At 69.7% G+C, this 26,645-nt stretch carries 27 protein-coding genes and 1 pseudogene; 18 read left to right on the top strand and 10 right to left on the bottom strand.

The annotated features are described in order from the left end of the window. The first annotated feature begins 59 nt into the window (after positions 1 to 59). From RIF65_RS00525 to RIF65_RS00515, 3 genes and pseudogenes are all read left to right on the top strand, one after another. Positions 60 to 1,289, top strand: a complete 1,230-nt coding sequence (locus RIF65_RS00525; protein ID WP_309066517.1) for an alanine racemase — start codon at positions 60 to 62, stop codon at positions 1,287 to 1,289. A gap of 19 nt (positions 1,290 to 1,308) precedes the next feature. Next, positions 1,309 to 1,890, top strand: a pseudogene (locus RIF65_RS00520) (D-arabinono-1,4-lactone oxidase); the annotation flags it as partial. Between the two features lie 86 nt (positions 1,891 to 1,976). Continuing rightward, positions 1,977 to 2,543 (top strand): LemA family protein, encoded by a 567-nt coding sequence (locus tag RIF65_RS00515; protein WP_309066519.1) that lies wholly within the window; start codon positions 1,977 to 1,979, stop codon positions 2,541 to 2,543. Between the two features lie 225 nt (positions 2,544 to 2,768). Here RIF65_RS00515 and RIF65_RS00510 read toward each other — a convergent pair whose 3' ends face one another. Then, entirely contained in the window at positions 2,769 to 4,001 is a 1,233-nt protein-coding gene (locus RIF65_RS00510) for a winged helix-turn-helix domain-containing protein (protein WP_375142114.1), read from the bottom strand. Between the two features lie 114 nt (positions 4,002 to 4,115). Here RIF65_RS00510 and RIF65_RS00505 point away from each other — a divergent pair, with 114 nt between their 5' ends. Continuing rightward, positions 4,116 to 5,312 (top strand): AI-2E family transporter, encoded by a 1,197-nt coding sequence (locus RIF65_RS00505; protein WP_309066521.1) that lies wholly within the window; start codon positions 4,116 to 4,118, stop codon positions 5,310 to 5,312. Beyond that, complete coding sequence (ilvA, locus tag RIF65_RS00500) at positions 5,309 to 6,538, top strand: threonine ammonia-lyase (RefSeq protein WP_309066522.1); 1,230 nt, start codon at positions 5,309 to 5,311, stop codon at positions 6,536 to 6,538. The genes RIF65_RS00505 and ilvA overlap by 4 nt, the downstream gene beginning before the upstream one ends. 133 nt (positions 6,539 to 6,671) lie before the next feature. Here the strand turns inward: ilvA and greA are convergent, their stop codons facing one another. Next, on the bottom strand, positions 6,672 to 7,160 hold the full coding sequence (greA, locus tag RIF65_RS00495; RefSeq protein WP_309066523.1) for a transcription elongation factor GreA: 489 nt from the start codon (positions 7,158 to 7,160) through the stop codon (positions 6,672 to 6,674). A gap of 123 nt (positions 7,161 to 7,283) precedes the next feature. Continuing rightward, complete coding sequence (locus RIF65_RS00490; protein WP_309066524.1) at positions 7,284 to 7,670, bottom strand: DUF4307 domain-containing protein; 387 nt, start codon at positions 7,668 to 7,670, stop codon at positions 7,284 to 7,286. 73 nt (positions 7,671 to 7,743) lie between these two features. Between RIF65_RS00490 and RIF65_RS00485 the strand changes: the two genes are divergently transcribed. Continuing rightward, the gene (locus tag RIF65_RS00485; protein WP_309066525.1) at positions 7,744 to 8,037 is read left to right on the top strand and encodes a hypothetical protein; all 294 of its coding nucleotides are present in this window, start codon (positions 7,744 to 7,746) and stop codon (positions 8,035 to 8,037) included. Between the two features lie 4 nt (positions 8,038 to 8,041). Here the strand turns inward: RIF65_RS00485 and RIF65_RS00480 are convergent, their stop codons facing one another. Both RIF65_RS00480 and trhA read right to left on the bottom strand, forming a co-directional pair. Beyond that, positions 8,042 to 8,515 (bottom strand): S-ribosylhomocysteine lyase, encoded by a 474-nt coding sequence (locus RIF65_RS00480; RefSeq protein WP_309066526.1) that lies wholly within the window; start codon positions 8,513 to 8,515, stop codon positions 8,042 to 8,044. A gap of 29 nt (positions 8,516 to 8,544) precedes the next feature. Next, positions 8,545 to 9,231 (bottom strand): PAQR family membrane homeostasis protein TrhA, encoded by a 687-nt coding sequence (gene trhA / locus RIF65_RS00475; RefSeq protein WP_309066613.1) that lies wholly within the window; start codon positions 9,229 to 9,231, stop codon positions 8,545 to 8,547. A 137-nt stretch (positions 9,232 to 9,368) separates the two neighbouring features. On the opposite strand from trhA, the gene RIF65_RS00470 reads away from it, so the two are divergent. The 12 genes from RIF65_RS00470 (at position 9,369) to RIF65_RS00415 (ending at position 21,983) form a co-directional block, all read left to right on the top strand. Beyond that, positions 9,369 to 10,151, top strand: coding sequence for an isoprenyl transferase (locus RIF65_RS00470; RefSeq protein WP_309066527.1), 783 nt, complete (start codon positions 9,369 to 9,371; stop codon positions 10,149 to 10,151). 65 nt (positions 10,152 to 10,216) lie between these two features. Next, entirely contained in the window at positions 10,217 to 11,347 is a 1,131-nt protein-coding gene (locus tag RIF65_RS00465; RefSeq protein ID WP_309066528.1) for an aminotransferase class V-fold PLP-dependent enzyme, read from the top strand. 248 nt (positions 11,348 to 11,595) lie between these two features. Further along, entirely contained in the window at positions 11,596 to 12,870 is a 1,275-nt protein-coding gene (locus RIF65_RS00460; protein WP_309066614.1) for a PhoH family protein, read from the top strand. Positions 12,871 to 13,068: 198 nt separating this feature from the next. Further along, entirely contained in the window at positions 13,069 to 14,817 is a 1,749-nt protein-coding gene (locus RIF65_RS00455; RefSeq protein WP_309066529.1) for a dihydroxyacetone kinase family protein, read from the top strand. A 4-nt stretch (positions 14,818 to 14,821) separates the two neighbouring features. Beyond that, the gene (locus tag RIF65_RS00450; protein ID WP_309066530.1) at positions 14,822 to 15,277 is read left to right on the top strand and encodes a ribose-5-phosphate isomerase; all 456 of its coding nucleotides are present in this window, start codon (positions 14,822 to 14,824) and stop codon (positions 15,275 to 15,277) included. 4 nt (positions 15,278 to 15,281) lie between these two features. Then, positions 15,282 to 16,040 (top strand): triose-phosphate isomerase family protein, encoded by a 759-nt coding sequence (locus tag RIF65_RS00445; RefSeq protein ID WP_309066531.1) that lies wholly within the window; start codon positions 15,282 to 15,284, stop codon positions 16,038 to 16,040. Beyond that, entirely contained in the window at positions 16,037 to 16,753 is a 717-nt protein-coding gene (locus RIF65_RS00440; RefSeq protein WP_309066532.1) for a GntR family transcriptional regulator, read from the top strand. Before RIF65_RS00445 ends, RIF65_RS00440 begins: the two co-directional genes overlap by 4 nt. Positions 16,754 to 16,983: 230 nt before the next feature. Then, positions 16,984 to 17,955, top strand: a complete 972-nt coding sequence (locus RIF65_RS00435; protein WP_309066533.1) for a sugar phosphate isomerase/epimerase family protein — start codon at positions 16,984 to 16,986, stop codon at positions 17,953 to 17,955. 23 nt (positions 17,956 to 17,978) lie between these two features. Next, on the top strand, positions 17,979 to 18,980 hold the full coding sequence (locus tag RIF65_RS00430) for a 4-hydroxythreonine-4-phosphate dehydrogenase PdxA (RefSeq protein ID WP_309066534.1): 1,002 nt from the start codon (positions 17,979 to 17,981) through the stop codon (positions 18,978 to 18,980). A gap of 35 nt (positions 18,981 to 19,015) precedes the next feature. Further along, entirely contained in the window at positions 19,016 to 19,993 is a 978-nt protein-coding gene (locus RIF65_RS00425; protein ID WP_309066535.1) for a tripartite tricarboxylate transporter substrate binding protein, read from the top strand. Positions 19,994 to 19,995: 2 nt separating this feature from the next. After that, on the top strand, positions 19,996 to 20,493 hold the full coding sequence (locus RIF65_RS00420; protein ID WP_309066536.1) for a tripartite tricarboxylate transporter TctB family protein: 498 nt from the start codon (positions 19,996 to 19,998) through the stop codon (positions 20,491 to 20,493). Continuing rightward, positions 20,493 to 21,983, top strand: a complete 1,491-nt coding sequence (locus RIF65_RS00415) for a tripartite tricarboxylate transporter permease (protein ID WP_309066537.1) — start codon at positions 20,493 to 20,495, stop codon at positions 21,981 to 21,983. The genes RIF65_RS00420 and RIF65_RS00415 overlap by 1 nt, the downstream gene beginning before the upstream one ends. Positions 21,984 to 22,180: 197 nt before the next feature. Here the strand turns inward: RIF65_RS00415 and RIF65_RS00410 are convergent, their stop codons facing one another. The 5 genes from RIF65_RS00410 to xseA all read right to left on the bottom strand — a co-directional run bounded on the left by RIF65_RS00410 (position 22,181) and on the right by xseA (position 26,570). Next, positions 22,181 to 23,575: a class II fumarate hydratase gene (locus RIF65_RS00410; protein ID WP_309066538.1), complete on the bottom strand. Its 1,395-nt coding sequence runs from the start codon at positions 23,573 to 23,575 to the stop codon at positions 22,181 to 22,183. Continuing rightward, on the bottom strand, positions 23,572 to 24,246 hold the full coding sequence (locus tag RIF65_RS00405) for a carbonic anhydrase (RefSeq protein WP_309066539.1): 675 nt from the start codon (positions 24,244 to 24,246) through the stop codon (positions 23,572 to 23,574). Before RIF65_RS00405 ends, RIF65_RS00410 begins: the two co-directional genes overlap by 4 nt. Beyond that, the gene (locus RIF65_RS00400) at positions 24,243 to 24,884 is read right to left on the bottom strand and encodes a DUF4245 family protein (RefSeq protein ID WP_309066540.1); all 642 of its coding nucleotides are present in this window, start codon (positions 24,882 to 24,884) and stop codon (positions 24,243 to 24,245) included. Before RIF65_RS00400 ends, RIF65_RS00405 begins: the two co-directional genes overlap by 4 nt. Next, a complete protein-coding gene (locus RIF65_RS00395; protein ID WP_375142102.1) occupies positions 24,881 to 25,126 on the bottom strand; it encodes an exodeoxyribonuclease VII small subunit in 246 nt (81 codons plus the stop codon). Before RIF65_RS00395 ends, RIF65_RS00400 begins: the two co-directional genes overlap by 4 nt. A gap of 166 nt (positions 25,127 to 25,292) precedes the next feature. Further along, the gene (gene xseA / locus RIF65_RS00390; RefSeq protein WP_309066542.1) at positions 25,293 to 26,570 is read right to left on the bottom strand and encodes an exodeoxyribonuclease VII large subunit; all 1,278 of its coding nucleotides are present in this window, start codon (positions 26,568 to 26,570) and stop codon (positions 25,293 to 25,295) included. Positions 26,571 to 26,645 lie beyond the last annotated feature (75 nt).

Here is a 26,645-nt window from a genome sequence, read left to right as displayed (position 1 = left end):
CGCCAGCCTATCGACCCGCGCACCCGGCGGCCGGTCGCGTCAGGTCGTAGGGTGGGGGAGTGCTCGACCTCACCGCCGCACCGAGCCCGGGATCCGCCGGCTGGCTCGACCCGGCGCGCTACTGGCGGTCGCTCACCGAGGCCACCGCGCACCTGTCCACGCCGGTCGCGGTGATCGAACGCGACGCGTTGCGCCACAACGCCATGGACCTGCTGGTCCGATCCGGTGGTGTCCCGATCCGCGTCGCCTCCAAGTCGGTGCGGGTGCGCGCCGTGCTCGACGCCGTCCTCGCGCTCCCGGGCTTCCACGGCATCCTCTCGTTCACGCTCGCCGAGGCGCTCTGGCTCGCCGACACGCACGACGACGTCGTGCTCGGCTACCCCACAGCCGACCGGGCGGGCATCGAGCGCCTCGCACAGGACGACCGACTGGCCTCCCGCATCACCCTGATGGTGGACGACGTGGCTCAGCTCGACGTGGTCGACTCCGTCGTCCCGGCATCCGCGCGTCCCGAGTTCAGAGTGGCGATCGACGTCGACGCGTCCCTGCGGATGCGCGGACTCGGCCACCTCGGGGTGCGCCGCTCGCCGCTGTTCACGCCGGCGGATGCGGCGAACCTCGCGCAGACGATCGTGCGGCGCCCCGGGTTCCGGCTCGTGGGCCTGCAGATGTACGAGGCGCAGATCGCCGGGCAGGGGGATGCCGGCCGGGCCGACGCGCCGCTCATCCGCATGGTGCAGGCCCGCTCCCGTGAGGAGCTGCTGGTGCGGCGCGCGCGGATCGCGGAGGCGGTGTCCGCCGTCGCACCCCTGGAGTTCGTGAACGGAGGAGGCACCGGCTCGCTGGAGTTCACCGCGTCGGATCAGTCCATCACCGAGGTCACCGCCGGGAGCGGGCTGCTGGCAGGTCACCTCTTCGACGGATTCCCCTCGTTCACGCCCGCGCCGGCCAGCGCCTTCGCCCTCGACGTGGTGCGCAGACCGGCATCCGACATCGTCACCGTCCTCGGCGGCGGCTGGGTGGCGTCCGGCCCACCAGCGGCCACCCGTCAGCCGCTGACAGCATGGCCGTCAGGATTGCGGATGATGAGCAGGGAGGGAGCCGGGGAAGTCCAGACGCCCCTGCAGGGCGAGGCCGCCCGCCGGCTGCGGGTGGGCGACCGGGTGTGGTTCCGTCATGCGAAGAGCGGCGAGACCGCCGAACGCGTCGACCGGTTCCACCTCGCCGCCGACGGCGTGGTGATCGATGAACTGCCCACCTACCGCGGCGAAGGGAAGGCGTTCCTGTGACACGACCAACTCGCGGCAGGAGCGGGTCGCGGCATTCGGCCACTACGAGTTCTACCGGTTCCCGCACACCGACGTCGCCCTCACCAAACGCCAGACCCGGATGCCGGGATCGGCCGCGCACAGGCCGTTGCCACGGATCGGGCGATGGATGGAGGAGACGCTGCTCTCGAACGGCGTCTATCGCGTGGCCTGCGCGACCGGGCGTGTGCTTCCCGTCATCACACCGCCGTTCAATCGACTCGCCGTGCGCCTGACCGGCGATCGGGAGTACACCGACCGCGGCTGGCGCATCGAGTTCCCGGTGGAGGTCCGCTTCGCGGCATCCGACGACCTCTGGATGTCGACCGCTTCGGGCCGCGACACGGCCTACATCGCCGTGCACCGCTACTGGCGCGCCGACCCGCAGCCGTACTTCGATGCGGTCGAGCAGATCATGCTCGAGCACGCCGGGCGACCGCACTGGGGCAAGCTGCACGGGCCGGCGGCCGACCAGTTGCGGGCGCGCAATCCGCGCTTCCACGATTTCGTCGCGCCGCGTGATCGCCTCGACCCGTCACGGCTGTTCGGCAACCGGCGTCTGGAGCGCATCCTCGGCCGCTGAACGGCCGTTCCCGGGGGCCGCACCGTCCAGCCGACGCGCAGACGAGTCGGCATAGGATGGGGAGGATCCATAGAGGGGGCTTCGGAATGGAATGGCTCTGGCCGGTACTGATCATCGTCGGCGTGCTGGTGCTCGTCGGCATCTACCTCTGGTCGACGTACAACTCGCTCGTGCAGCTGAACGTGCGCGTCGATGAGGCCTGGAGCGGCATCACCGTCCAGCTGAAGCGCCGGGCCGACCTCATCCCGAATCTGATCGAGACCGTGCGCGGCTATGCGGCGCACGAGAAGGCGGTCTTCGAAGGCGTCACCCGCGCCCGCGCCGAGACGCTGTCCGCCACCGGACCCGCCGAGGCCGGCGTCGCCGAAGGGCACCTGCAGCAGGCGCTGCGCAGCCTTTTCGCGGTCGCCGAAGCGTACCCCCAGCTGCAGGCCAGCCAGAACTACCTGCAACTGCAGCACTCGCTGGTCGACACGGAGGACAAGATCCAGGCCTCTCGCCGGTTCTACAACGGTGGCGTGCGTGAGCTGAACACCAAGATCAAGGTCTTCCCGAACAACATGTTCGCCCGGGGGCTGGGATTCACGGAGCGCGAGTTCTTCGAAGTCGCCGACAACGGCGCGATCTCCGAACCCCCGCGCGTGCAGTTTTGACACGAGAAGGCTCAATGCGCCGAAGGCGCGTTGAGCCCTCTGCGTGTCAAGGTTGAGCGAGCGAAGCGAGTCGAAACCTCGTTCATGAGGGCTCAATGCGCCGAAGGCGCGTTGAGCCTTCTGCGTGTCAAGGTTGAGCGAGCGAAGCGAGTCGAAACCTTTAGGCCCGTGCGCCGCAGGCGCACCGGACTCCCTCGACAGAGTTCTCAAATCCGCGCCCGCCTGTCACCCCGCCAACACGCCGGCATCCTCGCGCGGATGCCGGTGTCGCTGCACCACCACGTCATGGCCGTGCAGCGCCCGCGCGATCGGCTCCGCGGCATCCCCCCATCCCGACACGCTGAGGTGCTCGAGCCCCTGCCACTCCGCGGCCCGGACCAGTTCGCCGGCCACAGCCACGGCATCCGCCGACCGGGCGTGCGGCTCCCACCAGGCCGACTGCACGCGCAGCACGGATGCCGGCCGGTCGGCCTTCAGATCCACCCGCGCGACGATGCGGTCGCCGACCAGCACCGGCAAGGAGTAGTAGCCGAATCGCCGCTTCTCGGCGGGCACGTAGATCTCGATGCGGTAGTCCAGGCCGAACACCCGCAGCGCTCGCTCGCGGAACCACACGACGGGGTCGAACGGGGTGAGCAGGGCGGCGCGTTCGATGCGGCGCGGCAGCACGGCATCCCGATGCCTCCACGCGCCCAGCGGCCTGCCTCCGCGCTCCCACCCCCGCGCAGCGACCGGCTCGAGTTCACCGGCGTCGACGAGATCGGCCACCGCCGCACGGACCGCGGCCCGGTCGCGCAGGCGGTAGTAGTCGGAGAGGTCGGCCTCGGTCGCCACCCCGTAGGAACGCGCGGCACGACGGACCAGCTCGCGGACGGCATCCGTCCTGCCGACCTCGCGACTCAGCACCTCGGAGGGGATCACCTGCTCGGCCAGCCCGTATCGCCGTTCGAAGCCGGACCGCCCCGCGATCGCCACTTCCCCGCAGCGCCACAGGTGCTCGAGGGCGAGCTTCGCCTCATCCCAGTCCCACCACGTCCCGCGCTCGCGCGGCGCGTCGTCGCGCAGGTCCGCGGGACGCAGCGGCCCGCGGGCGCGCAGCTCGTCGCGCACCCAGTCCAGCGTGCGGGTGTGGGCGTGCATCCAGCTCGACGGGTCGGCGGCTCTCCGCCGCCAGTCCTCCATCCGGAAGCGCCACAGCGCCCAGTCCGCCACCGGCATGAACGCCGCCTCGTGGGCGAGATACTCGACGTAGTGACTTGCGCGCGCGATGAAGGTGCGGTCCAGAACGGCCGGGTCGTAGGAGCCCAGTCGGGAGAACATCGGCAGGTAGTGCGATCGCGCGAACACGTTCACCGAGTCGATCTGCAGCACGCCGAGCCGATCCATCGTGCGATGCAGGTGCCGTGCGGCCACCGCCCCGGGCGGCCGGCGGGAGAACCCCTGCGCGGCGAGTGTCATTCTGCGCGCCTCCGCGGCGCTGAGCGTCTGAGCCCTGCGGCTCTTCTGGCTGCCCGTCACCCGGTCAGCGTATCGGCGAGGGGGGACATCGCGGGCGGACCGTAGAATTGCACAATGAGCGACGAGCGCAGGCCGAGATTCCGAAACCCGTTCCGCTACACACCCCCCGCCACCGACCGCACCGTGACCACGGCCGCCGACGAAGCGATCCCGTTCGGGCTGCGCGTCACCGCCGGCTACGGCTGGCGGATGCTGGTGATCGCCGCCGTCATCGGCGTGTTCATCTGGCTGGTGATGCTCCTGAAGCTGCTGGTCATCCCGCTGCTGGTCGGCATCCTGGTCACCGCCCTGCTGTGGCCGGCGTTCGAGCTCATGCTGCGCGCCAAATTCCCGCGCTGGCTCGCGATCACACTGGCGCTGATCGGCACACTCGGCATCGTGACCGGGCTGCTGTGGCTCGTGGTCTGGCAGATCCGCGAGCAGCTGCCCGATGTGCAGGCCAAGACCGCGAACGCCATCGAACAGTTCCGGCAGTTCCTGCTGGACGGGCCGCTGCATCTCACGTCGCAGCAGATCGACGAGTACATCCAGCAGGGCTTCGCGCTGCTCAACGAGCAGGCGTCCTGGCTGGTCAACGCGGGCGTCGCCGTCACCGGCACCGCGGCCCACGTCGTCACCGGCGCGCTGCTGTCGCTGTTCATCCTGATCTGCCTGCTCGCGGACGGCGCGGGCATCTGGCGCTGGACGCTGCAGCTGTTCCCGCGCAAGGCGCGCCCCGCCGCCGACGCCGCTGCGCGAAACGGCTGGGCGACGATCGTGAACTACGCCCGCACGCAGGCCCTCGTCGCCGCGATCGACGCGATCGGTATCGGCATCGGCGCGGCGCTGTTGGGTGTGCCGCTGGCCATCCCGGTCGCCGTGCTGGTCTTCCTCGGCTCGTTCGTCCCGATCGTGGGTGCGGTGCTCACCGGCGCCATCGCCGTGTTCCTGGCGCTCGTCTACAACGGCCCGCTGATCGCGCTGGCGATGCTGGGTGTGGTGCTGCTCGTGCAGCAGGTGGAGGGACACATCCTGCAGCCGATCCTGATGGGCTCCGCAGTGAAGGTCCACCCCCTCGCGGTCGTACTCGTGGTCGCCGGTGGCGCCATGATCGCCGGCATCCCCGGCGCGCTGTTCGCGGTGCCGCTGGCCGCGTTCATCAACGTCGCCGCGGTCACGATCAGCACGGGGTCGTGGCGCACCGGTGAACGGCCGAACGCAGAACTGATCTGGAGCACGGTGCCGCGCGAGCGGCAGAGGAGGACCCGATGACGACCACTCCGACCCTGGAGGAGTTCACCGCCGCGGCCGAGAGCTTGGCGGGCGTGATCTCGCACACGCCGGCACTGTCCTCCCGCGCGCTCAGTGAGGTGCTCGGCTCGCCGGTCGTGCTGAAGATGGAGAACCTGCAGCGCACCGGTTCGTTCAAGATCCGCGGTGCGACCTACCGGCTGGCCCAGCTGACGCCGGAGGAGCGCTCCCGCGGCGTGGTCGCCGCGTCGGCCGGCAACCATGCGCAGGGCGTGGCACTCGCGGCGCAGGCACTCGGCATCCCCGCCACGATCTTCATGCCGCTCGGCGTCCCGGTGCCGAAGCTGCTCGCCACGCGCGGCTACGGTGCCGAGGTGGTCCTGGAGGGGGAGACGGTCGCCACGTCGCTCAAGCTCGCGGCGGCGTTCGCGGAGCGCACCGGTGCGGTGCTCATCCACCCCTTCGACCACCGTGACGTCGTGATCGGGCAGGGAACCCTCGGGCTCGAGGTGTTCGAGGACGTGCCGGACGTGGACACCGTCGTGATGGGCATCGGCGGCGGCGGACTCATCGCCGGCGTCGCGGCGGCCGTCAAGGCCGCGGCCGCGCGGGCCGGCCGCACCGTGCGGGTGATCGGCGTGCAGGCCGAGAACGCCGCGGCGATGCCGCCGTCGCTCGCGGCCGGGCATCCGGTCGAGATCCGCACCCAGCCGACGATCGCGGACGGCATCCTGGTCGCCCAGCCCGGTGCGGTGCCGTTCGAGATCATCCGGGATCAGGTGGACGACGTCGTGACCGTCAGCGACGACGACATCGCCCGCGCGCTGCTCGTGCTGCTGGAGCAGGCGAAGGTCGTCGTGGAACCCGCGGGAGCCGTGGGAGTAGCGGCGATCCTCGCCGGGAAGGTGCGCGAGAGCGGCAAGACCGTGTCGATCCTGTCCGGCGGCAACATCGACCCGCTGCTGCTGCAGCGCGTCGTCGCGCACGGTCTGGCCGCCGCTGGCCGCTACGTGACGCTGCGGATCCCGCTGCCCGACCGGCCCGGGCAGCTCGCCCGCGTGTCCGACCTGCTCGCGCAGGTGGGAGCGAACGTCATGGAGGTGCTGCACACCCGGCATGGGCAGGGGCTGCAGATCAGCGAGGTCATCCTGCAGATGAGCATCGAGACCCGCGGCACCGAGCACACCCAGCTCACGCTCGACACGCTGCGCCAGGCGGGCTTCGAGCCCGTCATCGTCCCCGACTGACCCCGAGACGGGTCACCCGTATGGCGAAACCCCTCAAGACGGGCTTGGGGCGGATTCTCGCGTTTGGGGCGGCACACAGCCGCCCCAACGTCGAGAATCCGCCCCAAACGGACGGTGAATGTAGGGCAGAGGGTCAGCCGGTGTAGGTCTCCACACCGGTGATCTCGACCGAGATCTGACGACCGTTGGGCGCCTCGTACGACGACTTCTCCCCGATCTTCAGGCCGAGGATCGCCTGGCCGAGCGGGCTGGCCTCGCTGTACACGTCGAGGTCACTGCCCGCCGCGATCTCGCGGCTGCCGAGCAGGAAGGTCTCCTCGTCACCGGCGACGATCGCGGTGACCACGGTGCCCGGCTCGACGACGCCACGGCTGGTGGGCGCCTCGCCGACCTTCGCGGTCTTCAGCAGCTGCTGGAGGGTGCGGATGCGCGCCTCCTGCTTGCCCTGCTCGTCCTTGGCGGCGTGGTAGCCGCCGTTCTCCTTGAGGTCGCCCTCTTCGCGGGCGGCCTCGATGCGCTGCGCGATCTCGTCACGGCCGGTGGTGGAGAGGTACTCGAGCTCTTCGACGAGCCGGTCGTAGGCCTCCTGGGTGAGGAAAGGTACCTGAGCGTCGGTGGACACAGCGTGCTCCTTCGTGCGGGCCCCCGAGGGGGCTTGTGAGGATTCCGGGTCCGGCATGCGGGCCCGGGGATATGCCAAGACGCCCCGGCGTGGGCCGGGGCGTCGGTCATCTTGCGCTCGATTCTAGGCGACCCAGCAGGTGTTCACCAAACCGGTGGTCGCCAGTGCGACGGTCGGGATGCTGACGCTGAGCGCCTGCGCGTGGCTCTCGCCGCCCGGGATCTCGACGATCTTCCAGCCCACCACGCCGAACTCCTCGTCCTGCGCCTCGACCGCGCAGATCACGTCGGAGCCCCCCGGAGCAGTGACCTGGAAACGCAGGGTGACGCTGTGCTCGTCGACCACGTCGAACCCCAGCTCGTCGGCGTCCACGGCGCTCATCGACGACGTCACCGTCATCCATCCGAACCCGATCACGACCGCTGCGGCCACGACGCCGGCCACGATCCACGGCATCCGGCGGCGGCCGGTGCGGCCGTAGCGTTCCTCGAGCTCACGGGCGGTGGTCACGGGTCTCCTGCGTCTCGAGCGGCGGATAGGCTGGAGTTCCAGGTTATGCGACCTGTGCAGGAAAGGCGGACCCATGCTCCCGTTCGGCGATGCGACCCCGATGCCGACACCGTCGATGACGGTCGATCCGGAGTCCGTGACGCCGGGCTTCGCCGGTTTCGCGATCATCGTCCTGCTGCTGGTCGCGGTGGTGCTGCTGATCTGGGACATGAATCGCCGCATCCGCCGGGTCCGCTACCGGGCCGAGGTCCGTGAGGAGCTGGACGCGGAGGAGGCCGCCGCGAACGCCGCGGCGGAGGACGGCGCGCGCCCGCGCGACACCGGCGGCGACCCGGATGCCGGGACGTCCGACACCCGGCGGGACTGACCCGTCAGACCCCGACGCGTTCGAAGGCGTCCTGGCTGATCCCCTGCTCGAGGATGCGCTTGGCCCATTCCTTTGCGCTGTGCAGGCTGTGGTCGCGATAGTTGCCGCATTCCACCGCCGAGACGCCCGGCACGTCGTCCCACTGCGCAGGCCCGGCGATGAACTCCAGCCCGCCCCGCACCGCGGCGACGACGTCCGCCACCGCGGGTTCGCCCCACATGATCAGGTGGAAACCGGTGCGGCATCCGAACGGCGAGATGTCGATCACGCCGTCGATGCGGTCGCGCAGGGCGCTGGCCAGCACATGCTCGATGGTGTGCAGCCCGGCGGTGGGGATCTCGCCCTCGTTCGGCTGCACGAAGCGCACGTCGAAGTTCGAGATGGCGTCGCCCTTCGGCCCGTGTTCGACGCCGATCAGACGCACGTACGGCGCCTTGACGGCGGTGTGGTCGAGCGTGAAGCTCTCGACGTCGGCCATGATGTGTCTCCTTGTTCGTCGACGGGTTCTCAGCCCGGCATCCCGAGCGACGGGGTGTGCGGGTCGAGGGAGATGAGCAGGCAGGCGGTCCAGTGGCACAGGAACGCCAGCACCGTGCACACGTGGAAGATCTCGTGGAAGCCGAAGTGCCCTGGCCACGGGTTGGGGCGCTTCATGGCGTACACCACGGCCCCGGCGGTGTATAGCAGTCCGCCCACGCACACCAGCACCATCATCGCGACGTTCGCGACGAACAGGTCGCCCATGTACATGACGGCCGCCCACCCCAGGGCGAGGTAGAGCGCGACGTACAGCCAGCGCGGCGCGTTGATCCAGAACACCCGGAACAGGATGCCGACCACGGCCCCCGCCCACACCAGGCACAGCAGCAGCAGACCCTTCTCGGGCGCCAGGGCGAGCGTGGCGATCGGGGTGTAGGTGCCGGCGATCAGCAGCAGGATGTTCGCGTGATCGACGCGCTTCAGGAGCAGCCTGATCTTCGGCTCCCAGTCGAACCGGTGGTAAACGGCCGAGTTGCCGAACAGCAGCATCGAGGTCACCATGAACACCGCCGCGGCGGTCTTGGCGGCGCCGCCCTGCGCCAGGGCGATCAGGACGATGCCTGCGATGACGGCCACGGGGAACGTCCCGGCGTGGATCCAGCCGCGCCAGGTGGGCTTGATGTCGACGGCGGCGTCCTTCGCCGCGGCATCCATCAGCGGGAGCTGGGGAACGTCGGCGCCGTCTGCGGAGGGGGAGCTCACACGCTCACTCTAGGACGCGGCGCATGCCCTCGGCCGTACATATCCTGTGCCTCCCGGCGATGCTCAGCCGAGGGCGGTAGCGTAGCCACGTGAGTGCACGCGAGAGCTCGGGGCGAGGACCCCTCTATCGGCTCTACGGGAATCGTCTGCGCAGGCGGATCGATCCGGCATCCGTACCGCACCACGTCGCGATGATGATCGACGGCAACCGGCGCTGGGCCCGCCAACTCGGCTACTCCTCGGCGGCCGAGGGTCACCGCGCCGGGGCCGCGAAGATGCGCGAGTTCCTCGGCTGGTGCGACGAGCTCGGCGTGCGTGTCGTGTCGCTGTATCTGCTGTCCAGCGACAACCTGCGCAAGCGCGACTCGAAGGAGATCGGCGATCTCATCGAGATCATCGCCGAACTCGCCGACACCCTCTCGCAGCATGGACGCTGGCGAGTGCAGCACGTCGGCCGGTCCGACATCCTCCCCGCCGAACTGTCCCGCGTCCTCGACGAGGCGCAGACGCGCACCCAGGGCCACACCGGCCTGCACGTGAACCTCGCTGTCGGTTACGGCGGACGCAACGAGATCGTCGATGCGGTGCGCAGCATCATCGCCGAGCACAACGCCTCCGGCGGCACCCTCGACGACCTCGCCGCGCACCTCACCCCCGAGATGATCGGTGAGCACCTCTACACCGGCGGGCAGCCCGACCCCGACCTCGTCATCCGCACCAGCGGCGAACAGCGGCTCAGCGACTTCCTGCTGTGGCAGAGCGCGCACAGCGAGTTCTACTTCGTCGAGGCGCTCGGTCCCGACCTGCGCCGGGTGGACTTCCTGCGCGCCATCCGCGACTACGCCGACCGGGACCGCCGCTTCGGGCGCTGACCGGCAGGCTCGCGCCGCGCTCGGTTCGCGTACCGCGCCCGCCCGCGCGGTGACAGACTGACGGGATGAGCGCCTTCGACGACTACGTCGCCTCCTTCGGCGACGAACCCGGCTACCTGAACTGGGCGGCGTTCGGTCCGTTGTCGCCGGCCGTCCGGGCGGAGACGGCGCTCGACGCCGACCTTCTCGGCGGGATGCGGCCCTCGGCGCACGCTCTCGTGGGGGAGCGGGGCGTGCAGGCCCGGGAGGCGGTCGCGGACCTGCTCGGCGCGCGCACCGACGAGGTCACCCTGCAGCCCTCGTCCACGCACGGGCTCATGCAGGCGCTGTTCGGGCTTTCCGGTACGGTCATCGCGGCGACCGGCGAGTTCCCCAGCATCAGCCTGACCTTGGACCGCGCGGCGCACGCGTCGCGCGGAGCGCTGGTGGCTCGCTGGGTCACCCCCGACGAGGGGCAGGTCACCCCGGATGCCGTCGTCGCCGCGCTCGATGACGACGTGACCGCCCTCGCCGTGAGCCACGTCGACTTCCGCACCGGGTACCGCGCCGACCTGGGTGCACTGCGTGACGTGCTCGGCCCCGACCGGCTGCTCATCGTCGACGCCGTGCAGTCGTTCGGCGTCGTGGACGACGACTACGCCGCAGCGGACGTGGTCGTCGGGCACGGGTACAAGTGGTTGCGCGCCGGGCGCGGCACCGGCTTCGCGCGGTTCTCCGACCGTGCCCGTGAGCGGATCGTGCCCGTGCTCAGCGGCATCACGGGCACGGCGGCGGACGGCGTGTACGCCGACGAACGCCCCGCGCCCGCCTCCGATGCCAGGGCGTTCACCGTGAGTGCGCCGGACCCGATCGCCGCGGGCCGTCTGGAGGTCGCCGTGCGGGAGGTTCAGGATGCCGGCGTCGCGGCGATCCAGGAGCGCATCGCCGACCGGGTGGGTGAGATCATCCGGATCGCCGACCGGCACGGCATCCGGGTGGCGTCCCCGCGTGGCAGCGCGTGGCGCGCCGGAATCGTCTCGCTGCTGCCCGTCGAACCCGGCCACCTCGCCGCCGAACTCGTGAACGCCGGTGTCGCCGTGACGGCCCGCGGGCATGCGGTGCGGGTGTCCGCGCACGCCGGCACCGACGACGAGACGCTGCGGATGCTGGACGACGCGATCGCGGCATTCCGCAACGAGACGTTCACGATCGGTTAATCCGGCCCGCGGCGTGTCGGAGCGGTCGCCTTCGACGGGGCGGTCGTACGGTCAAGGCATCGGGCACCGTGCCCGGTCGAGTCGGCCAGAAGGTTCGCGACTCGTGGCCCAGGTCGACTCGCAGCAGAACCGGGATCATCCCGGGTCGGGAGTGGATCGTGACCACACGTACAGCGCACCAGTCGTCCGACCTCCAGGCCGCAGCCTCGCGGCCCGCGGCGAGCGAGGACACCGGTCTTCGCACCTATGTGCTCGACACCTCGGTGCTCCTGAGCGATCCGCAGGCGCTGTTCCGCTTCGCGGAGCACTCCGTCGTCCTGCCCGTCGTCGTCATCACCGAACTGGAGGGCAAGCGGCACGATCCCGAACTGGGCTACTTCGCACGCCGGGCGCTGCGTCACCTCGACGAGCTGCGCATCGAGCACGGCCGGCTGGACTTCCCCGTGGAGGTCGGGCAGGGCGGCACCCTGCGGGTCGAGCTCGGCAACGCCGACATGTCGGTGCTGCCGGCCGGCATCCGTCTCAGCGACAACGACAGCCGCATCCTGGCCACCGCCGCCAACCTCGCGCAGGACGGGCAGGACGTCACGATCGTCTCCAAGGACCTGCCGATGCGGGTCAAGGCCGCCGCGCTGGGCCTGCGGGCGGAGGAATACCTCGCCGAGCAGGCGGTGGACTCCGGCTGGACGGGCATCGGGTCGCTCGATCTGTCAGGTGACGAGATGAGCGACCTGTACGAGACCGAGATCGGCCTCAGCGACGCCGTGCGCGGCGTGCCGGTGAACACCGGACTGATCATCCACTCCGAGCGCGGATCCGCGCTCGGGCGGGTCACGGGAGACGGCGAGTACCGGCTGGTGCGCGGAGACCGCGAGGTGTTCGGTCTGCACGGCCGTTCCGCAGAGCAGCGCATCGCGATCGACCTGCTGCTCGACCCGGAGGTCGGGATCGTCTCGCTGGGCGGCCGGGCGGGCACCGGCAAGTCGGCGCTCGCCCTGTGCGCCGGGCTCGAGGCGGTGCTGGAGCGGCAGCAGCAGAAGAAGATCATCGTCTTCCGACCGCTGTTCGCCGTGGGCGGGCAGGAGCTCGGCTACCTGCCCGGCGACCAGGGCGAGAAGATGAACCCGTGGGGCCAGGCAGTGTTCGACACGCTCGGCTCTGTCGTATCCGGCAACGTGCTCGAAGAGGTCGTCGCTCGCGGGATGCTGGAGGTGCTGCCCCTCACGCACATCCGAGGCCGTTCGCTGCACGACGCGTTCGTCATCGTCGACGAGGCGCAGTCGCTGGAGCGCAACGTGCTGCTCACCGTGCTGAGCCGGATGGGCCAGAACTCGCGGGTGGTGCTCACCCACGACGTCGGGCAGCGCGACAACCTGCGCGTCGGCCGCCACGACGGCATCGCAAGCGTGATCGAGACGCTGAAGGGGCACGCCCTGTTCGGTCACGTGACGCTGCAGCGGTCGGAGCGCTCTGCGATCGCGGCGCTGGTCACAGAACTGTTGGAGGGCGGGGAGCTCAGCTGACGCCATTGCGGATGCGCCCCGGGCGCGAGACGCAGAACTCCTGAACGGATGCGCGATCGGACCCATCGTCCGGTCGCGCATCACGTGTCTGCGGGCGGTCAACCTTCTCTGAACCGCCATTCTTCGGACTGATTAAATTTCCTATAGGATATTGAGTCAGCGAGCTCCGGCTCTGCGCCCGATCCGAGGAGGAACGCGATGACGCGTCTGTTCAACGACCCGAACGACTTCGCCGACGAGATGATCGAGGGCTTCGCCCTCGCCGCTTCGCGCTGGGTGCAGCAGGTTCCCGGGGGCGTCATCAGGACGACAGAGGCAGAGGAACCCACCGTCGCCCTGGTCATCGGCGGAGGGTCGGGGCATTATCCCGCCTTCGGTGGTCTCGTGGGCACGGGGCTCGCACACGGCGCCGCGATGGGCAATCTCTTCGCTTCGCCGTCGGCGCATCAGGTGTACCAGATCGCGAAGGCCGCGGACCGCGGGCGCGGCGTGCTGCTGAGCTACGGCAACTACGCCGGCGACGTGCTCCATTTCGACCAGGCGCAGGAGCGACTTCGCGCCGAGGGCGTGGACGTGCGCACTGTCACCGTGACAGACGACATCTGGAGCGCGCCCAAGCACGAGATCCACAAGCGTCGCGGTATCGCCGGCGACCTCGCCGTCTTCAAGGCCGCGGGTGCTGCATGCGAGGCCGGATACGACCTGGACGGTGTCGAGCGCGTCGCGCGCCACGCGAATGCGCGGACCCGTTCGTTCGGGGTGGCCTTCACCGGCTGCACACTTCCCGGCGCCGCACAACCGCTGTTCACGGTGCCCGAAGGCCGCATGGCCGTCGGCCTCGGAATCCACGGCGAGCCCGGCATCGACGAGGTGGACGTGCCGACGGCAGACGGCTTGGCGGCGCTGCTGGTCGACGCGCTCCTCGACGAGGTCCCGGATGCTGTCGACCCGTCGGGCGCACGCGTGGTGCCACTGCTCAACGGGCTGGGCTCGGTGAAGTACGAGGAGTTGTTCGTCGTGTACCGCCGCGTGCACAGGCTGCTCGAGAAGCGCGGTCTCACCGTCGTCGAGCCCGAGGTCGGCGAACTGTGCACGAGCTTCGATATGGCGGGACTCTCACTGACGCTGCTGTGGCTCGATGACGAGCTGGAGAGGCTGTGGAGTGCTCTCGCGGACACACCCGGATACCGGAAGGGATCCACAGAGGCGCGTCGCCGCGTGGTACCCGTTCTCCGGGAAGCGGCGGATGCGAGCGTCGTCCCCGAGTCCAGCCCCGCGTCCCGCTCCGCCGCGCAGCTGGCGGCCAACGCGCTCGAGGCGGTCGCGGAGGCCATCGACGCTGCTGCTGATGAGCTGGGACGCATCGATCAGGTGGCCGGCGACGGTGACCACGGCATCGGGATGCAACGCGGCTCACGGGCGGGCGCCGGGGCGGCCCGTGCCGCGGCGGACCGCGATGCGGGAGCCGGGACGACCCTCGAACGCGCGGCAGAGGCGTGGAGCGACCGCGCCGGTGGGACGAGCGGCGCGATCTGGGCTGAGATGCTCCGCACGCTCGGCCGACACCTCGGCGACGATCAGCCGGTGACCGCTCGGGTGGTCGCCGAAGGGGTCACGGCGGCCAAGGACGCCGTGATGTCCTTCGGCAAGGCGAAGGTCGGCGACAAGACCATGGTCGACGCCATCGTCCCCTTCGCCGAGCAACTCGCGACCCGGATCTCAGACGGCGGACGCCTGCGGGACGCGTGGGGCGACGCCGCGGTGGCCGCGGATCGAGCGGCGCAGGCGACTGCGGCGCTCGCCGCGACGATGGGCCGCGCTCGATCACACGGTGACAGGTCCATCGGTACGCCGGACCCCGGGGCGATCTCGTTCGCCCTCGTGTGCCGCACGGTGCACGGCATCCTCGCCGCTCAGCCCACACTCACCCCACAGAAGGAGAACTGATCACATGGCATTCCGCCTGATCGTCGGAAGCGACAAAGCCGGCTACGACTACAAGGAGATCATCAAACGCGACCTCGAAGCGAACCGGCTCGTCGAATCAGTCGTCGACGTCGGAGTCGACGACGCGGCAGGGACCACCTCTTATCCGAAGGTTGCCATCGAAGCCGCCGAGCGCATTGCGCGCGGCGAGGCTGACCGCGCGGTCCTCATCTGCGGCACCGGGCTCGGTGTCGCCATCGCGGCGAACAAGGTGTCCGGCATCCGTGCCGTCACGGCGCACGACTCGTTCTCGGTGGAGCGCTCGATCCTCTCGAACGACGCGCAGGTGCTGTGCATGGGACAGCGCGTGGTCGGCGTAGAGCTCGCGCGCCGCCTCGCGGCGGAGTGGCTGACCTACACGTTCGACCCGTCGAGCCATTCGCAGGCAAACGTCGACGACATCTGCGCCTACGAGGGCTGAGCGGATGCTGATCGGCTCGAGTCTGAAGATGTACTTCGGGCGCGAACGCACGCGGGAGTGGACGGCGGCCGTGGCGCAGGTCTGCGCCACCCATCCCGCCGTGCGCAGTGGGCTGGTCGAGCCGTTCGTCATCCCCAGCTTCCCGTCGATTCCGGAGGTCGTCGCGATCGCCGGGCCGGCCGGGATGCGAGTCGGCGCGCAGGACGTGCACTGGGAAGACGCCGGCGCCTACACCGGCGAGGTGTCGGCCGCGGAACTCGTCGAGCACGGCGTGTCTCTGGTGGAAATCGGACACGCCGAGCGCCGGACGCTCTTCGGCGAGACCGATGAGACTGTCGCCAAGAAGGTCGCGGCGACCCTGCAACACGGCATGACCCCACTGCTCTGCATCGGCGAGAGTGAGCGGAGTGGGCACCGCGCCGCTGCCGCAGCCTGTATCGCCCAACTGGAAGCATCGCTCGCCCGGGCGACGCGAGACGGCACGACCGGCGAACTGGTCGTCGCCTACGAACCGGTCTGGGCAATCGGCGCGCCTGAGCCTGCGGAGGATCACCACATCCGCGCGGTCGCATCGGCGCTGCAGGAGCAGCTCGCCGACGGGCCGTTCAGGGCCAGGGTGATCTACGGTGGCAGCGCCGGCCCTGGGCTGCTCGCGCGGATTGCCGACGTCGTGGACGGCATGTTCCTGGGCCGGTTCGCGCACAACCCCGCCGCATTCGGCAGAATTCTCGACGAGGCTTTCGAGATTGAGGAGACGCGATGAATGCAGTGGTCCCGCGGCGCGTGACGGAGGTGGAGCGGCGCGGCCTGCGTGACCAGGTGTACGACCGAATCCTGGAACTGCTGCTCGACGGCGGCGTCGAGCCAGGTTCGCGCCTCTCGATCGACACACTCGCTCGCGAGCTGGACGTCTCCCCGACCCCGGTGCGCGAGGCGATGGTGCAGCTCGAGCGCACCGGGCTGGTGACGCGCGAGGCGCTGAAGGGATATCGGGTGGCGCCGCCGCTCGCCCCCGACCAGCTCGACGAGCTGTTCGCGGCGCGGTTGATGCTGGAGGTGGAGGCGACACGACTGGCGACGCCGCACGCGGGCGAGCTGCTCCCTGATCTCCGGGCCGCTCACGCACGGCATGAGGAGTGGACGGCGCGGATCGCGGACGCCATGCGCGCGGGGACGGCGACTGTGCGCGAGACCCAGGATTACTTCGCCGCTGACGCCGAGTTCCATCGGGTCATTCTCAGGGCCGCGGGAAACCGGTACATCATGGGCATGCACAGCGATCTCGGCGCGCTCACCCATCGATTGCGGCAGGCTGTGATCCGCGGCGCGAACGATGTCGAAGAGGCGCACGCCGAGCACGAGGCGATCCTCGCCGCCTTCGAGTCGGGCGAGCCGGACGCTCCGCGGGAGGCCATGCGTGCGCATATCGAGGGCGTGCGTGATCGTTCATTGCGTGAGGCGGACGCCGACCGCTGACAGTTCCGCTCTCCCGCAGCCGCGCCCATCTGCGGCTGAACGAGGCCTGCCTGCGCCGGGCATTGGGCAGTGTGGCATGCTCCGCGCCGCCCTCGACGAGCCTCCCTGCCCCTGTGCGGGGTCGGAAACGAAGATGCGCACGCGGGTTGCATTTCTATAGACTATTTCCTATAGGATTCTCAAAGACGGTTCCGCCGAGATGAGCAGAGCCCAGACCACGATGGAGTGAGATGCCCGCGTTCCCCGCCGCCGAATGGCCGGTCGCCACCTGCCTGCACGGCATCCCGAGCGTCCTCGCCGACGGCCGCAGCCTGCACGAGGCCGGGCCGGACGCATGGGATGCGGCGTTCGCGCAGGTCTCCTCGGTGGGCTTCGCGTTGGCCGAACTCTCCGACTCGCACATCCGCCCCGCCGACCTCACGTCCTCGCAGCGTGCCGAACTCGTGTCGATCGCGGCCGGGCGCGGCGTGACGCTCCCATCCGTGCACGTCCAGCGGCAGAGCGTCGTGGAGCCCGGGCGTGGCGAACGCAACCTCGAATACGCGCACCGGACCATCGACGCCGCCGCCGAGATGGGGATGAGCGTGTTCTCCACCGGCCTGCACCAGCCGCTCACGCGGGCTCAACGCCGTGCGCTCTGGTTCTGGACTGTCGACGGCGCGAAGGACCCGGTGGGCGACCAGGCGACGTGGGAACTCGCCGTCGCCCGTCTGCGCGATCTCGGGCGGCATGCGGCGCAGGTGGGGCTTCGGGTATCCCTCGAGATGTATGAGGACACCTACCTCGGCACTGCCGACTCCGCTGTACGACTCGTCGAGGAGATCGCACTCGACAACGTCGGCCTGAATCCAGACGTCGGCAACCTGGTCCGGCTGCACCGTCCCGTGGAGGACTGGCGGGATGTGTATGCGAAGACGCTTCCGTACGCGAATTACTGGCACGTCAAGAACTACACCCGTGACGAGGCTCCGGACGGATCGTGGGCCACGAGCGCACCGGCCACGATGGAGGCGGGCGTCATCAACTACCGGCAGGTACTGCAGGACGCCGTCGGCGTGGGCTACGACGGGATCATCCTGTGCGAGCAGTACGGCGGGGACAGCCTCGGCGTGTGCGCCACCAACCAGCGCTACATCCGCGACGTTCTCGCTGCGGCCGAACGCGCCGCCACCCCGGCTTCTGCCGCACTGACCATTTCCTGACCCGTCGCAACAAAAGGATCATCATGACCGCTCGCCCCCGCATCGCCCTGACCTTCGGTGACCCCGCTGGCATCGGACCGGAACTCGTGGCGCGTCAACTCGCGGATCCGGCATCCGCCGAGGCGGCCGACATCCTTCTGATCGGTGACGAGCAGGAGCTGATCGCCGCGATGGCCGACGCGGGCGTCGAGTTCGCCTGGACGCGGGAAGCCGGCACCGGCATCCCGCAGCTCATCGAGAACGGCGGCGAGCGGCCCGCCGGCGGCTTCGTTCGTAAGCAGCCGACCCGCGAGGGCGGGCTGTGGGCCATGGCGAGCCTGCGCAGAGCTCTCGAACTGTCGAAGCAGGGTGAGGTTGACGCCATCGTCTTCGCACCGCTGAACAAGTCCTCGCTGCACCTCGCGGGGATGACGGAGAACGACGAGATGTCGTGGTTCGAGACAGTGCTCGACGACGGAACTTCCGCGACGGAACTCAACATCCTGCCTGAGCTGGTCACCGGTCGGGTCACGAGCCACTGCTCGATCGCGGAGGTCGCTGACCTGATCACCTTCGACCTCATCGTCGAGCGCGCGGAACTGCTCGAGCGGGTGCTGCAGGCGCGCGGCATCGAGAAGCCCCGGATCGGCGTGTGCGCGCTGAATCCGCACGCCGGCGAATCCGGCAAGTTCGGCCGCCACGAGATCGACGTGATCGCGCCGGCGGTGGAGGAGTTGCAGAAGCGCGGCGTGGATGCGACGGGGCCGTTCCCGAGCGACACCATCTTCCTCAAGGCGCGTGACGGCGGCTTCGACGGAGTCCTCACGATGTACCACGACCAGGGCCAGATCGCGGTGAAGCTGCTGGGCTTCGATCGCGGCGTCACCATGGCCGGCGGTCTCAGTGTGCCGGTGTGCACCCCCGCGCACGGCACCGCATTCGATGTGGTCGGCACCCGTACCGCATCGACTGGCGCCTACGAGCACGCCTTCCGCACCGCGGTAGGCGTCGGCGCCCAGGCCCGGGCAGCACGCACTGCCTCCTGACCCGACATACCCGACCCGACAGATAAGGAAAGACAATGAAGTCACGATTCGCACTACTCGCCATCAGCGCCGCATCGGCCCTGGCACTCACGGCTTGTTCTTCCGGAGGCGAGCAGCCTGCGGGCGCCGACGAGGGCGGCACCGCCTTCGAGCCCCAGGACGTCAGGATGATCGTCCCGTTCGCGGCTGGTGGAGGCTCGGACGTCTCCGGCCGCGCGATCGCCAGCGGTCTGGAGGATGCGACCGGCGCCACCATCACCGTCGAGAACCGCGAGGGCGGGTCCGGCGCAGTGGGTTACTCGCACTTCCTCGCACAGGAGGGCAACGGCAACTACCTGCTCGCGTCCGAGACCGCACTGCTCGCGCTGCCGCTCACGACTGACGTGGGCTTCACGCATGAGTCGTTCACGCCCATCATGAAGCTCGGCGACGACTACACGCTCGTCGTCGTCCCGGGTGACAGCAAGTTCAAGACGTGCACCGATGTCGTCGACGCGGCGAAGGCCGACGGTGTGGTCGCGGCGGTCTCCGGTGCGGTGAGCCTCGACGAGGTGGTCTTCTCGCTGATCGAGCAGGACCAGGACGTCACCTTCGACCGCGTGCCCTTCGAAGGTGGCAGCGAGGTGCTCGCCGGGCTGCTCGGTGGCACAGTCGAGGTCGCATCACTCAACCCCAGCGAGGTGCTCGGGCAGCTCGAGTCCGGTGACCTCAGGGCGCTGTGCGCCCTTTCCGAGGAGCGCTACGAGTACGAGGCGCTGGCCGACATCCCCACCGCCAAGGAGCAGGGGATCGACGTCGCCTTCGCGCAGTTCCGCGGTTTCATCGCCCCCGGGGGCATCAGCGATGAAGCGCGCGAGTACTGGGTCGAGGCCGCGAAGGAGTTCGCGAAGTCGGACGCGTACACCGCGTACATCGAGGAGAACCTGATGCAGCCCAAGCCGCTCTACGGCGACGAGTTCGCCGAGTACCTCGCCGGTAACTCGGCCGAGCTCGAGGCGGTAGTCGGAAAGTGATCATGACAGCCCGGACCGCCAGGGTCGCCGCGAGCGCGGCCCTGGCCGTCCTGGGAGTCGTAGCCGCACTCATGGGTGCGGGCTACGGCTTCACCAAGGAGGACGGCCAGGTGGGCGCGGGTTTCATGCCCGTCGTGCTCGGTGTCGTCATGACGGTCCTCGCCGTCCTGGACGTGCTCGCCACGCTGCGTCGGCCGGTGGCGGCACGGGCCGTCGACGCCGACGACAGCGACATCGACGTGCTGGGCCGTTCGCAGCATCAGCGGAACCGGATGCTGGCGATGGTCATCGGCATGCTGGTGGTGGCCCTTCTGCTGGTGCCGGTCACCGGGCTCCTGGTCGCTCTCGGCCTGCTCGTGGTGGGCATCGCCGCCCTCGTCGAACGCCGGCACATCGCCGTCGCACTGCTCGTCGGCGTGATCGCCGTCGCCGTCGTCCACGTCGTCTTCGCCGTCCTGCTCAAGGTGCCGATGCCGACCGGCCTGATCGGATTCATCTGATGCTCGAGAACCTGCTCCTCGGATTCCAGACCGCGCTCACGCTGGAGAACCTGCTGTGGTGCTTCGTCGGCGTGCTGCTGGGCACGGTGATCGGGCTGCTCCCCGGCCTCGGATCCACCACCGGTGTCGCCGTGCTGCTGCCCATCACGTTCACGCTGGAACCCGTCACCGCCTTGATCATGCTCGCGGGAATCTACTACGGTGCGCAATACGGTGGCACGATCACCTCGGTGCTCATCTCGACACCGGGGGAGGCCGCGAGCGTGGTCACCACGCTCGACGGGTACCAGATGGCCAAGAAAGGCCGCGCGGGTGCCGCGCTGGCGATCAGTGCCATCGGATCGTTCGTCGCCGCGATCATCTCGCTCGCGCTGCTGATGGCTCTCGCGCCACCGCTCGCCGACATCGCCCTCGAGTTCGGGCCGGTCGAGATGTTCGCGATCATGATCCTGGCGCTCGTGGTCGTCGTCACTTTCCAGGGCAAGGATCTGATGCGTGGTGCGCTGATGGCCGTCGCAGGTCTGCTCACCGCTACCGTCGGCATCGCGCAGGGAACCAGCGAGGCGCGCTTCACGTTCGGGAATGTCAACCTCCTGTCCGGCATCCCGTTCGTCGAAGTCATGATCGGTCTCTTCGCGCTCGGTGAGGTCCTGCACCAGATCCGGATCGGTGCCGCCGCCCCCATCCGGGCTCGATTCAAGGACATGGTGATCACGCGCAAGGACGTGAAGGATTCCGTGCCTGCGATCCTCCGCGGGTCCGGCATCGGTTTCGGGCTGGGCATCCTTCCCGGTGCGGGTTCAACGCTGGCATCCTTCATGGCATACGGGATCGAGCGGAAGGTGAGCCGTAACCGCGACAACTTCGGCAAGGGTGCCATCGAGGGTGTCGCGAGCCCGGAAAGCGCGAACAACGCCGCCGCGAACGCGAACTTCGTGCCCACGCTGGCGCTCGGCATTCCTGGTGGTGCGACGACCGCCGTGCTGCTCGGCGCATTCACGATCTTCGGCCTGCAACCCGGCCCGCTGCTGTTCGAGACCCAGCCGGAACTGGTGTGGGGCCTGTTGGTCTCGTTCTTCATCGGCAACGTGCTGCTGCTCGTGCTCAACCTGCCGCTCGCGCCGGCCTTCGCGCAGATGCTGCGGATCCCGTACGGCTACCTGTATCCGATCATCCTGCTGACCTCCCTCGTCGGCGCGTACTCGGTGAGCAACAACATGTTCAGCGTCTGGCTGGTTCTGGTGTTCGGCCTGATCGGATACGTCATGAAGGAGGTCGACCTGCCGATGGCGCCCTTCGTGCTCGGCCTCGTGCTGGGGCCTCTGTTCGAAAAGGCGCTCGTGCAGACCAGCGCGATCGGAAAGGGCAACCTCGGAGTGGTCTTCGAGAGCCCGATCGCGGTCGGCGTTCTCGCACTGGCCGTTGCGGCGATCGTGGTGCCGCGGCTGCTGGGTCTGCTGCGGGGAGCAAGGCAGCGCGTCACGGTCTGACTCTGGGGCCTGTCCCGATTCGCGAAGCACGGTCCAGGCGTGGACGATCTGCGCGCGATCGAAGCGGAGCGGGACTGCGCTGCGGGCGCAAGATGTGCAGAACTGACGCACGCGGGGGTCGACATACCGGATGTCGGACGGATGGGGTCATCCGGTCCGCGATCTGGCGTGCCGACCCCCGAAGCGTTGAGCCGGGCTCAGCCCGGGTGGGTCATCGACAACAGGTCGAGCTTCTCGTCCAGCTGCTCCATGGTGAGCTCGCCGCGATCCACATAGCCGAGGTCGATCACGGCGTCGCGCACGGTGATGCCCTTGGCGACCGAGTGCTTGGCGATCTTCGCGGCGGCCTCGTAGCCGATGAGCTTGTTCAGCGGGGTGACGATCGAGGGGCTCATACCCGCGAAGGCGGCAGCGCGCTGCAGGTTCGCCTCCAGTCCGTCGATGGTCTTGTCCGCCAGCACGCGCACGGCGTTGGAGAGCAGGCGGATCGACTCCAGCAGGGCCGTGCCCATCACCGGGATCGCGACGTTCAGCTCGAACGAGCCGGATGCGCCGGCCCACGCCACCGTCGCGTCGTTGCCGATCACGCGTGCGCAGACCATCAGCACGGCCTCGGGCACGACCGGGTTGACCTTGCCCGGCATGATCGACGAGCCCGGCTGCAGGTCGGGGATGTGCAGCTCGCCGAGGCCGGTGTTCGGGCCGGAGCCCATCCAGCGCAGGTCGTTGTTGATCTTGGTCAGCGACACGGCGATGGTGCGGAGGGCGCCCGAGGTCTCCACGAGGCCGTCGCGGTTCGCCTGCGCTTCGAAGTGGTCCTTCGCCTCGGTGATCGGCAGCTCGGTCTCAGCCGCGAGCAGCTCGATGACCTTCTGCGGGAACCCGAGCGGCGTGTTGATGCCGGTGCCGACGGCGGTGCCGCCCAGCGGCACCTCGGCGACGCGGGGGAGCGCGGACTGCACGCGCTCGATGCCGAGGCGGATCTGGCGGGCGTATCCGCCGAACTCCTGCCCGAGAGTCACCGGGGTGGCATCCATCAGGTGGGTACGGCCGGACTTGACGGCGTCCTTCCACAGCTCGGCCTTCGCCTCCAGCGCCACCGCGAGATGGTCGAGCGACGGGATGAGCGTGTCGATCAGCGCCTGGGTGACGGCGATGTGCACCGAGGTGGGGAACACGTCGTTCGATGACTGCGACGCGTTGACGTGGTCGTTCGGGTGCACCTTGTCACCGAGGATGCGCGACGCCAGGGTCGCGAGCACCTCGTTCATGTTCATGTTCGACGACGTGCCGGAGCCGGTCTGGTACGTGTCGACCGGGAACTCGCCGTCGTGCTTGCCGGATGCCACTTCATCGGCGGCCTGGGCGATGGCGTCGGCGATCCGGCCGTCGAGCGTGCCCAGCTCCTTGTTCGCGAGGGCCGCGGCCTTCTTGATGCGGGCGAGCGCGGCGATCTGCGTCGATTCCAGGCCCTTGCCCGAGATGGGGAAGTTCTCCACGGCGCGCTGGGTCTGCGCGCTGTAGAGCGCGTTCACGGGAACGCGCACCTCGCCCATGGTGTCGTGCTCGATGCGGTACTCGGTGTCGGTCATTCCGATTCCTCCTGCGCTGCGGGGCCCAGCCCCTCGGTGTCGATTCCAACAGTGATGACGGGCACGGCCGTACCCTCGGCCAGACGGTAGTTCGCGCCGACGATGCCCAGCCGGCCTTCGGCGACCGCGTCGCTGATCAGCTCGGACGACTGCAGGAGGTCGGCCACGGTGTTGCGCAGGTGCTCACGACCGACCACCTCGGGGTCGATGTCCGCCGGCGAGGTGCCGCCGTTCTCGGCCAGGACCTTGCGTGCCGCGGGCACGATCGGGGCGATGAGCCGCCAGATGTTCGGGGGCAGGGGCGCCGCATCGATGGCGGTGCCGTCGATCGCCGCGCGCACGGCGCCGCACGCGTCGTGCGCCAGCACCACGATCAGCGGCACCTTCAAGACCTCAACCGCGTACTCGAGGCTGCCGATCACGTCGGGTGCGACGACCTGGCCGGCATTGCGGACCACGAACAGGTCGCCGAGCCCCTTGTCGAAGATGATCTCAGCGGCCAGACGCGAGTCCGCGCAGCCGAGCAGCGTCGCCATCGGGGCCTGCCCTGCCGCGAGCTCGTGCCGCTTCTGCACGTCCTGATGGGGATGCAGCGGCTCCCCGGCGACGAACCGGCGGTTGCCGTCGAGCATCTCCTGCCAGGCCTGGGCGGGGGTGAGCGTCGCGGTCATTCGGCCTCCTCGAGGTCGGTGATCTGGGGGGACAGGGACTCGGCGAACTCCGCGGTGGAGTCGGCCGAGAGGGAGCCGTACAGCAGCACATAGTCGGGGCCGGCCTGGATGCCCAGCGCGTAGCTCACGTTCGCGGTGCCCCGGGCGCCGAGGTCGTAGACGTCCCAGTCACGGCCCGCGATCTCCGTGGAGCCGGTGGGCGCCATGCCGCTGAGGCGCTGCGGTGCCCACGACACGTCGGCGCCGAACGCTTGCGCGATGCGGATGAAGCCGCGCTCGCGCTCGCCGGTGGGAGCCAGGGTCACGTTCCACACTGCAGGGGCGGAACTCTCCAACTCGGCGGCGTTCACGCGCCAGCCGTCCCGGACATCCGGCACGATGACCGGCCGCTGCACGGTGGACGACACGTCTGCGGCGACCGCGGCCACATCGATCGCCGGGCGGGGAGCGGGCTCACCACGCGGGACCGCGAACACGATCACCGCGACGACGGCGACGGTCACGATGAGCGCCGCGATCAGGTTGCGGAAGGTCTGGCTGGAACGATAGATCCGGCTCGACTCGGCCTTGCGGGCGGCGGCCTCCGCCGGGGTCTCCGGACGGCCCAGTTCGGCGACGATCCGCGGCGCCTTGCTCATCGGTCGTCCTCGCCAGGAGCGGATGCCGCATCGCGGGCGGCATCCAGTCGGCGCTTCGCGCCGAGCAGCCATTCCTCGCAGCGGGCGGCGAGCGCCTCGCCGCGTTCCCAGAGGGCGAGGGACTGCTCGAGGGTCGGGGCGCCCTGTTCGAGCTCGGCGACCACGCGGACCAGCTCATCGCGCGCCGCCTCGAACGACAGCGTTTCGACGGGGGTGTCGTTGGGCGCGGTCACGCCCTCCATCCTATCGCCCGCCGGATCGGCGCCCTCACCGAGCCGTTTGGGGCGGGATTCCGCGTTTGGGGCGGGAGAAACCCGCCCCAAACGCGAGAATCCGCCCCAAAGCCGGGAAAGGGGGATGGATGCCGGGAAGGATGGGGGAAGGATGCCGGGACGCGGGGAGGCGGGGTCAGGCGTCTTCGGGGATCTCGCCCTCGGATCGGGCGCGCAGCGAGCCCCGGTCGACCGTGATGGTCAGTGCCGCGCCGGTCGGGGCGTCGGCGGCGTCGCGGAGGATCACGCCGCCGTCCAGATGCGCGATCGCGTACCCGCGGGCCAGCGTGGCGGCCGGGGACAGCGCCCGCAGCGAGGCGCGCAGTTCGGCGGTCGTGCGCTGGGCGGCGTCCACGCGCCTGGTCACCGTCTCCCGGCCGCGCGACGCGAGCAGCCACACCTCCTGCGCCCGCCCCTCGATGATCGGGTCGGGGGAGCGCAACACGGGCCGCGAGCGCAGCTGCTCCAGCTGGGCGATGTCGTGCGCAACGCGCTGGCGCACTCTGGTGGTGGCGCGCGAGCGCAACTGCGCGATGAGCGCGCGCTGCTCGCCGACATCCGGCACGACGCGCTTGGCGGCATCGGTCGGAGTCGACGCACGCAGGTCGGCCACGTCGTCGAGGAGCGGGTGGTCGTTCTCGTGCCCGATGGCGCTGACCACCGGAGTGGAGGCGGCCGCCACGGCGCGCACCAGCCGCTCGTCGCTGAAGCCCAGCAGGGTCTGCGGGTCGCCGCCGCCACGGGCGATGATGATCACGTCGACCTCGGGGTCGGCATCCAGCCGCTTGAGGGCGGCGAGCGTCTCGGGCACGCACCGGTCGCCCTGCACGGCGGCGTACTCGGTGCGGAAGCGCACCTGCGGCCAGCGCAACTCGGCGTTGCGGTGCACGTCCTTCTCGGCGTCCGACCGCTCCCCGGTGATCAGCCCGATGCAGTGCGGCAGGAACGGCAGCGCCTTCTTGCGGCGCGGATCGAACAGGCCCTCCTGGCGCAGCTGCGCGCGCAGGCGCTCCAGACGCTCCAGCTGGTCGCCGAGCCCGACGTGCTTCATCGCCGAGACGATGAAGCTGAAGTCGCCGCCCTTGACGAAGTAGTCCGCCTTCACCGCCGCGACCACGTGATCGCCGACCGCGAGGTCGGCGGGGATCCGCGGCCGTACGCTCGACCACACCCGGATCGAGATCTGCGCATCGGAGCGGGTGTCCTTCAGCCGCGCGAACACGTTCCCCGCCCGCAGGTTCCAGGACGTGATCTCGCCCTCGACCCACACGGTGCCCCACTGCGTGATGAAGTCGCGGATCGTCGCGTTCAGGCGGGCGATCGAGGTCGGCGCGTCCGGCCGGGAGTCCCGAGGGGCGACCGAGTCCGCGGGCGGCGGCTCGCCGGGAACGGCGGCGGCTTCGAAGACGGTCATCGGATCCTGTCGGTCGGGTGGCGCGGACGCGGCGCCGCCCCCTTCGGTCGGGAAGGGGGCGGCTACAGGATAACG

It is taken from the genome of Microbacterium sp. (assembly GCF_031180975.1).
GTDB lineage: Bacteria > Actinomycetota > Actinomycetes > Actinomycetales > Microbacteriaceae > Microbacterium.
The sequence above is the reverse complement of the archived record's forward strand: the minus strand, read 5'-3'. Positions and strand labels throughout refer to the sequence as shown.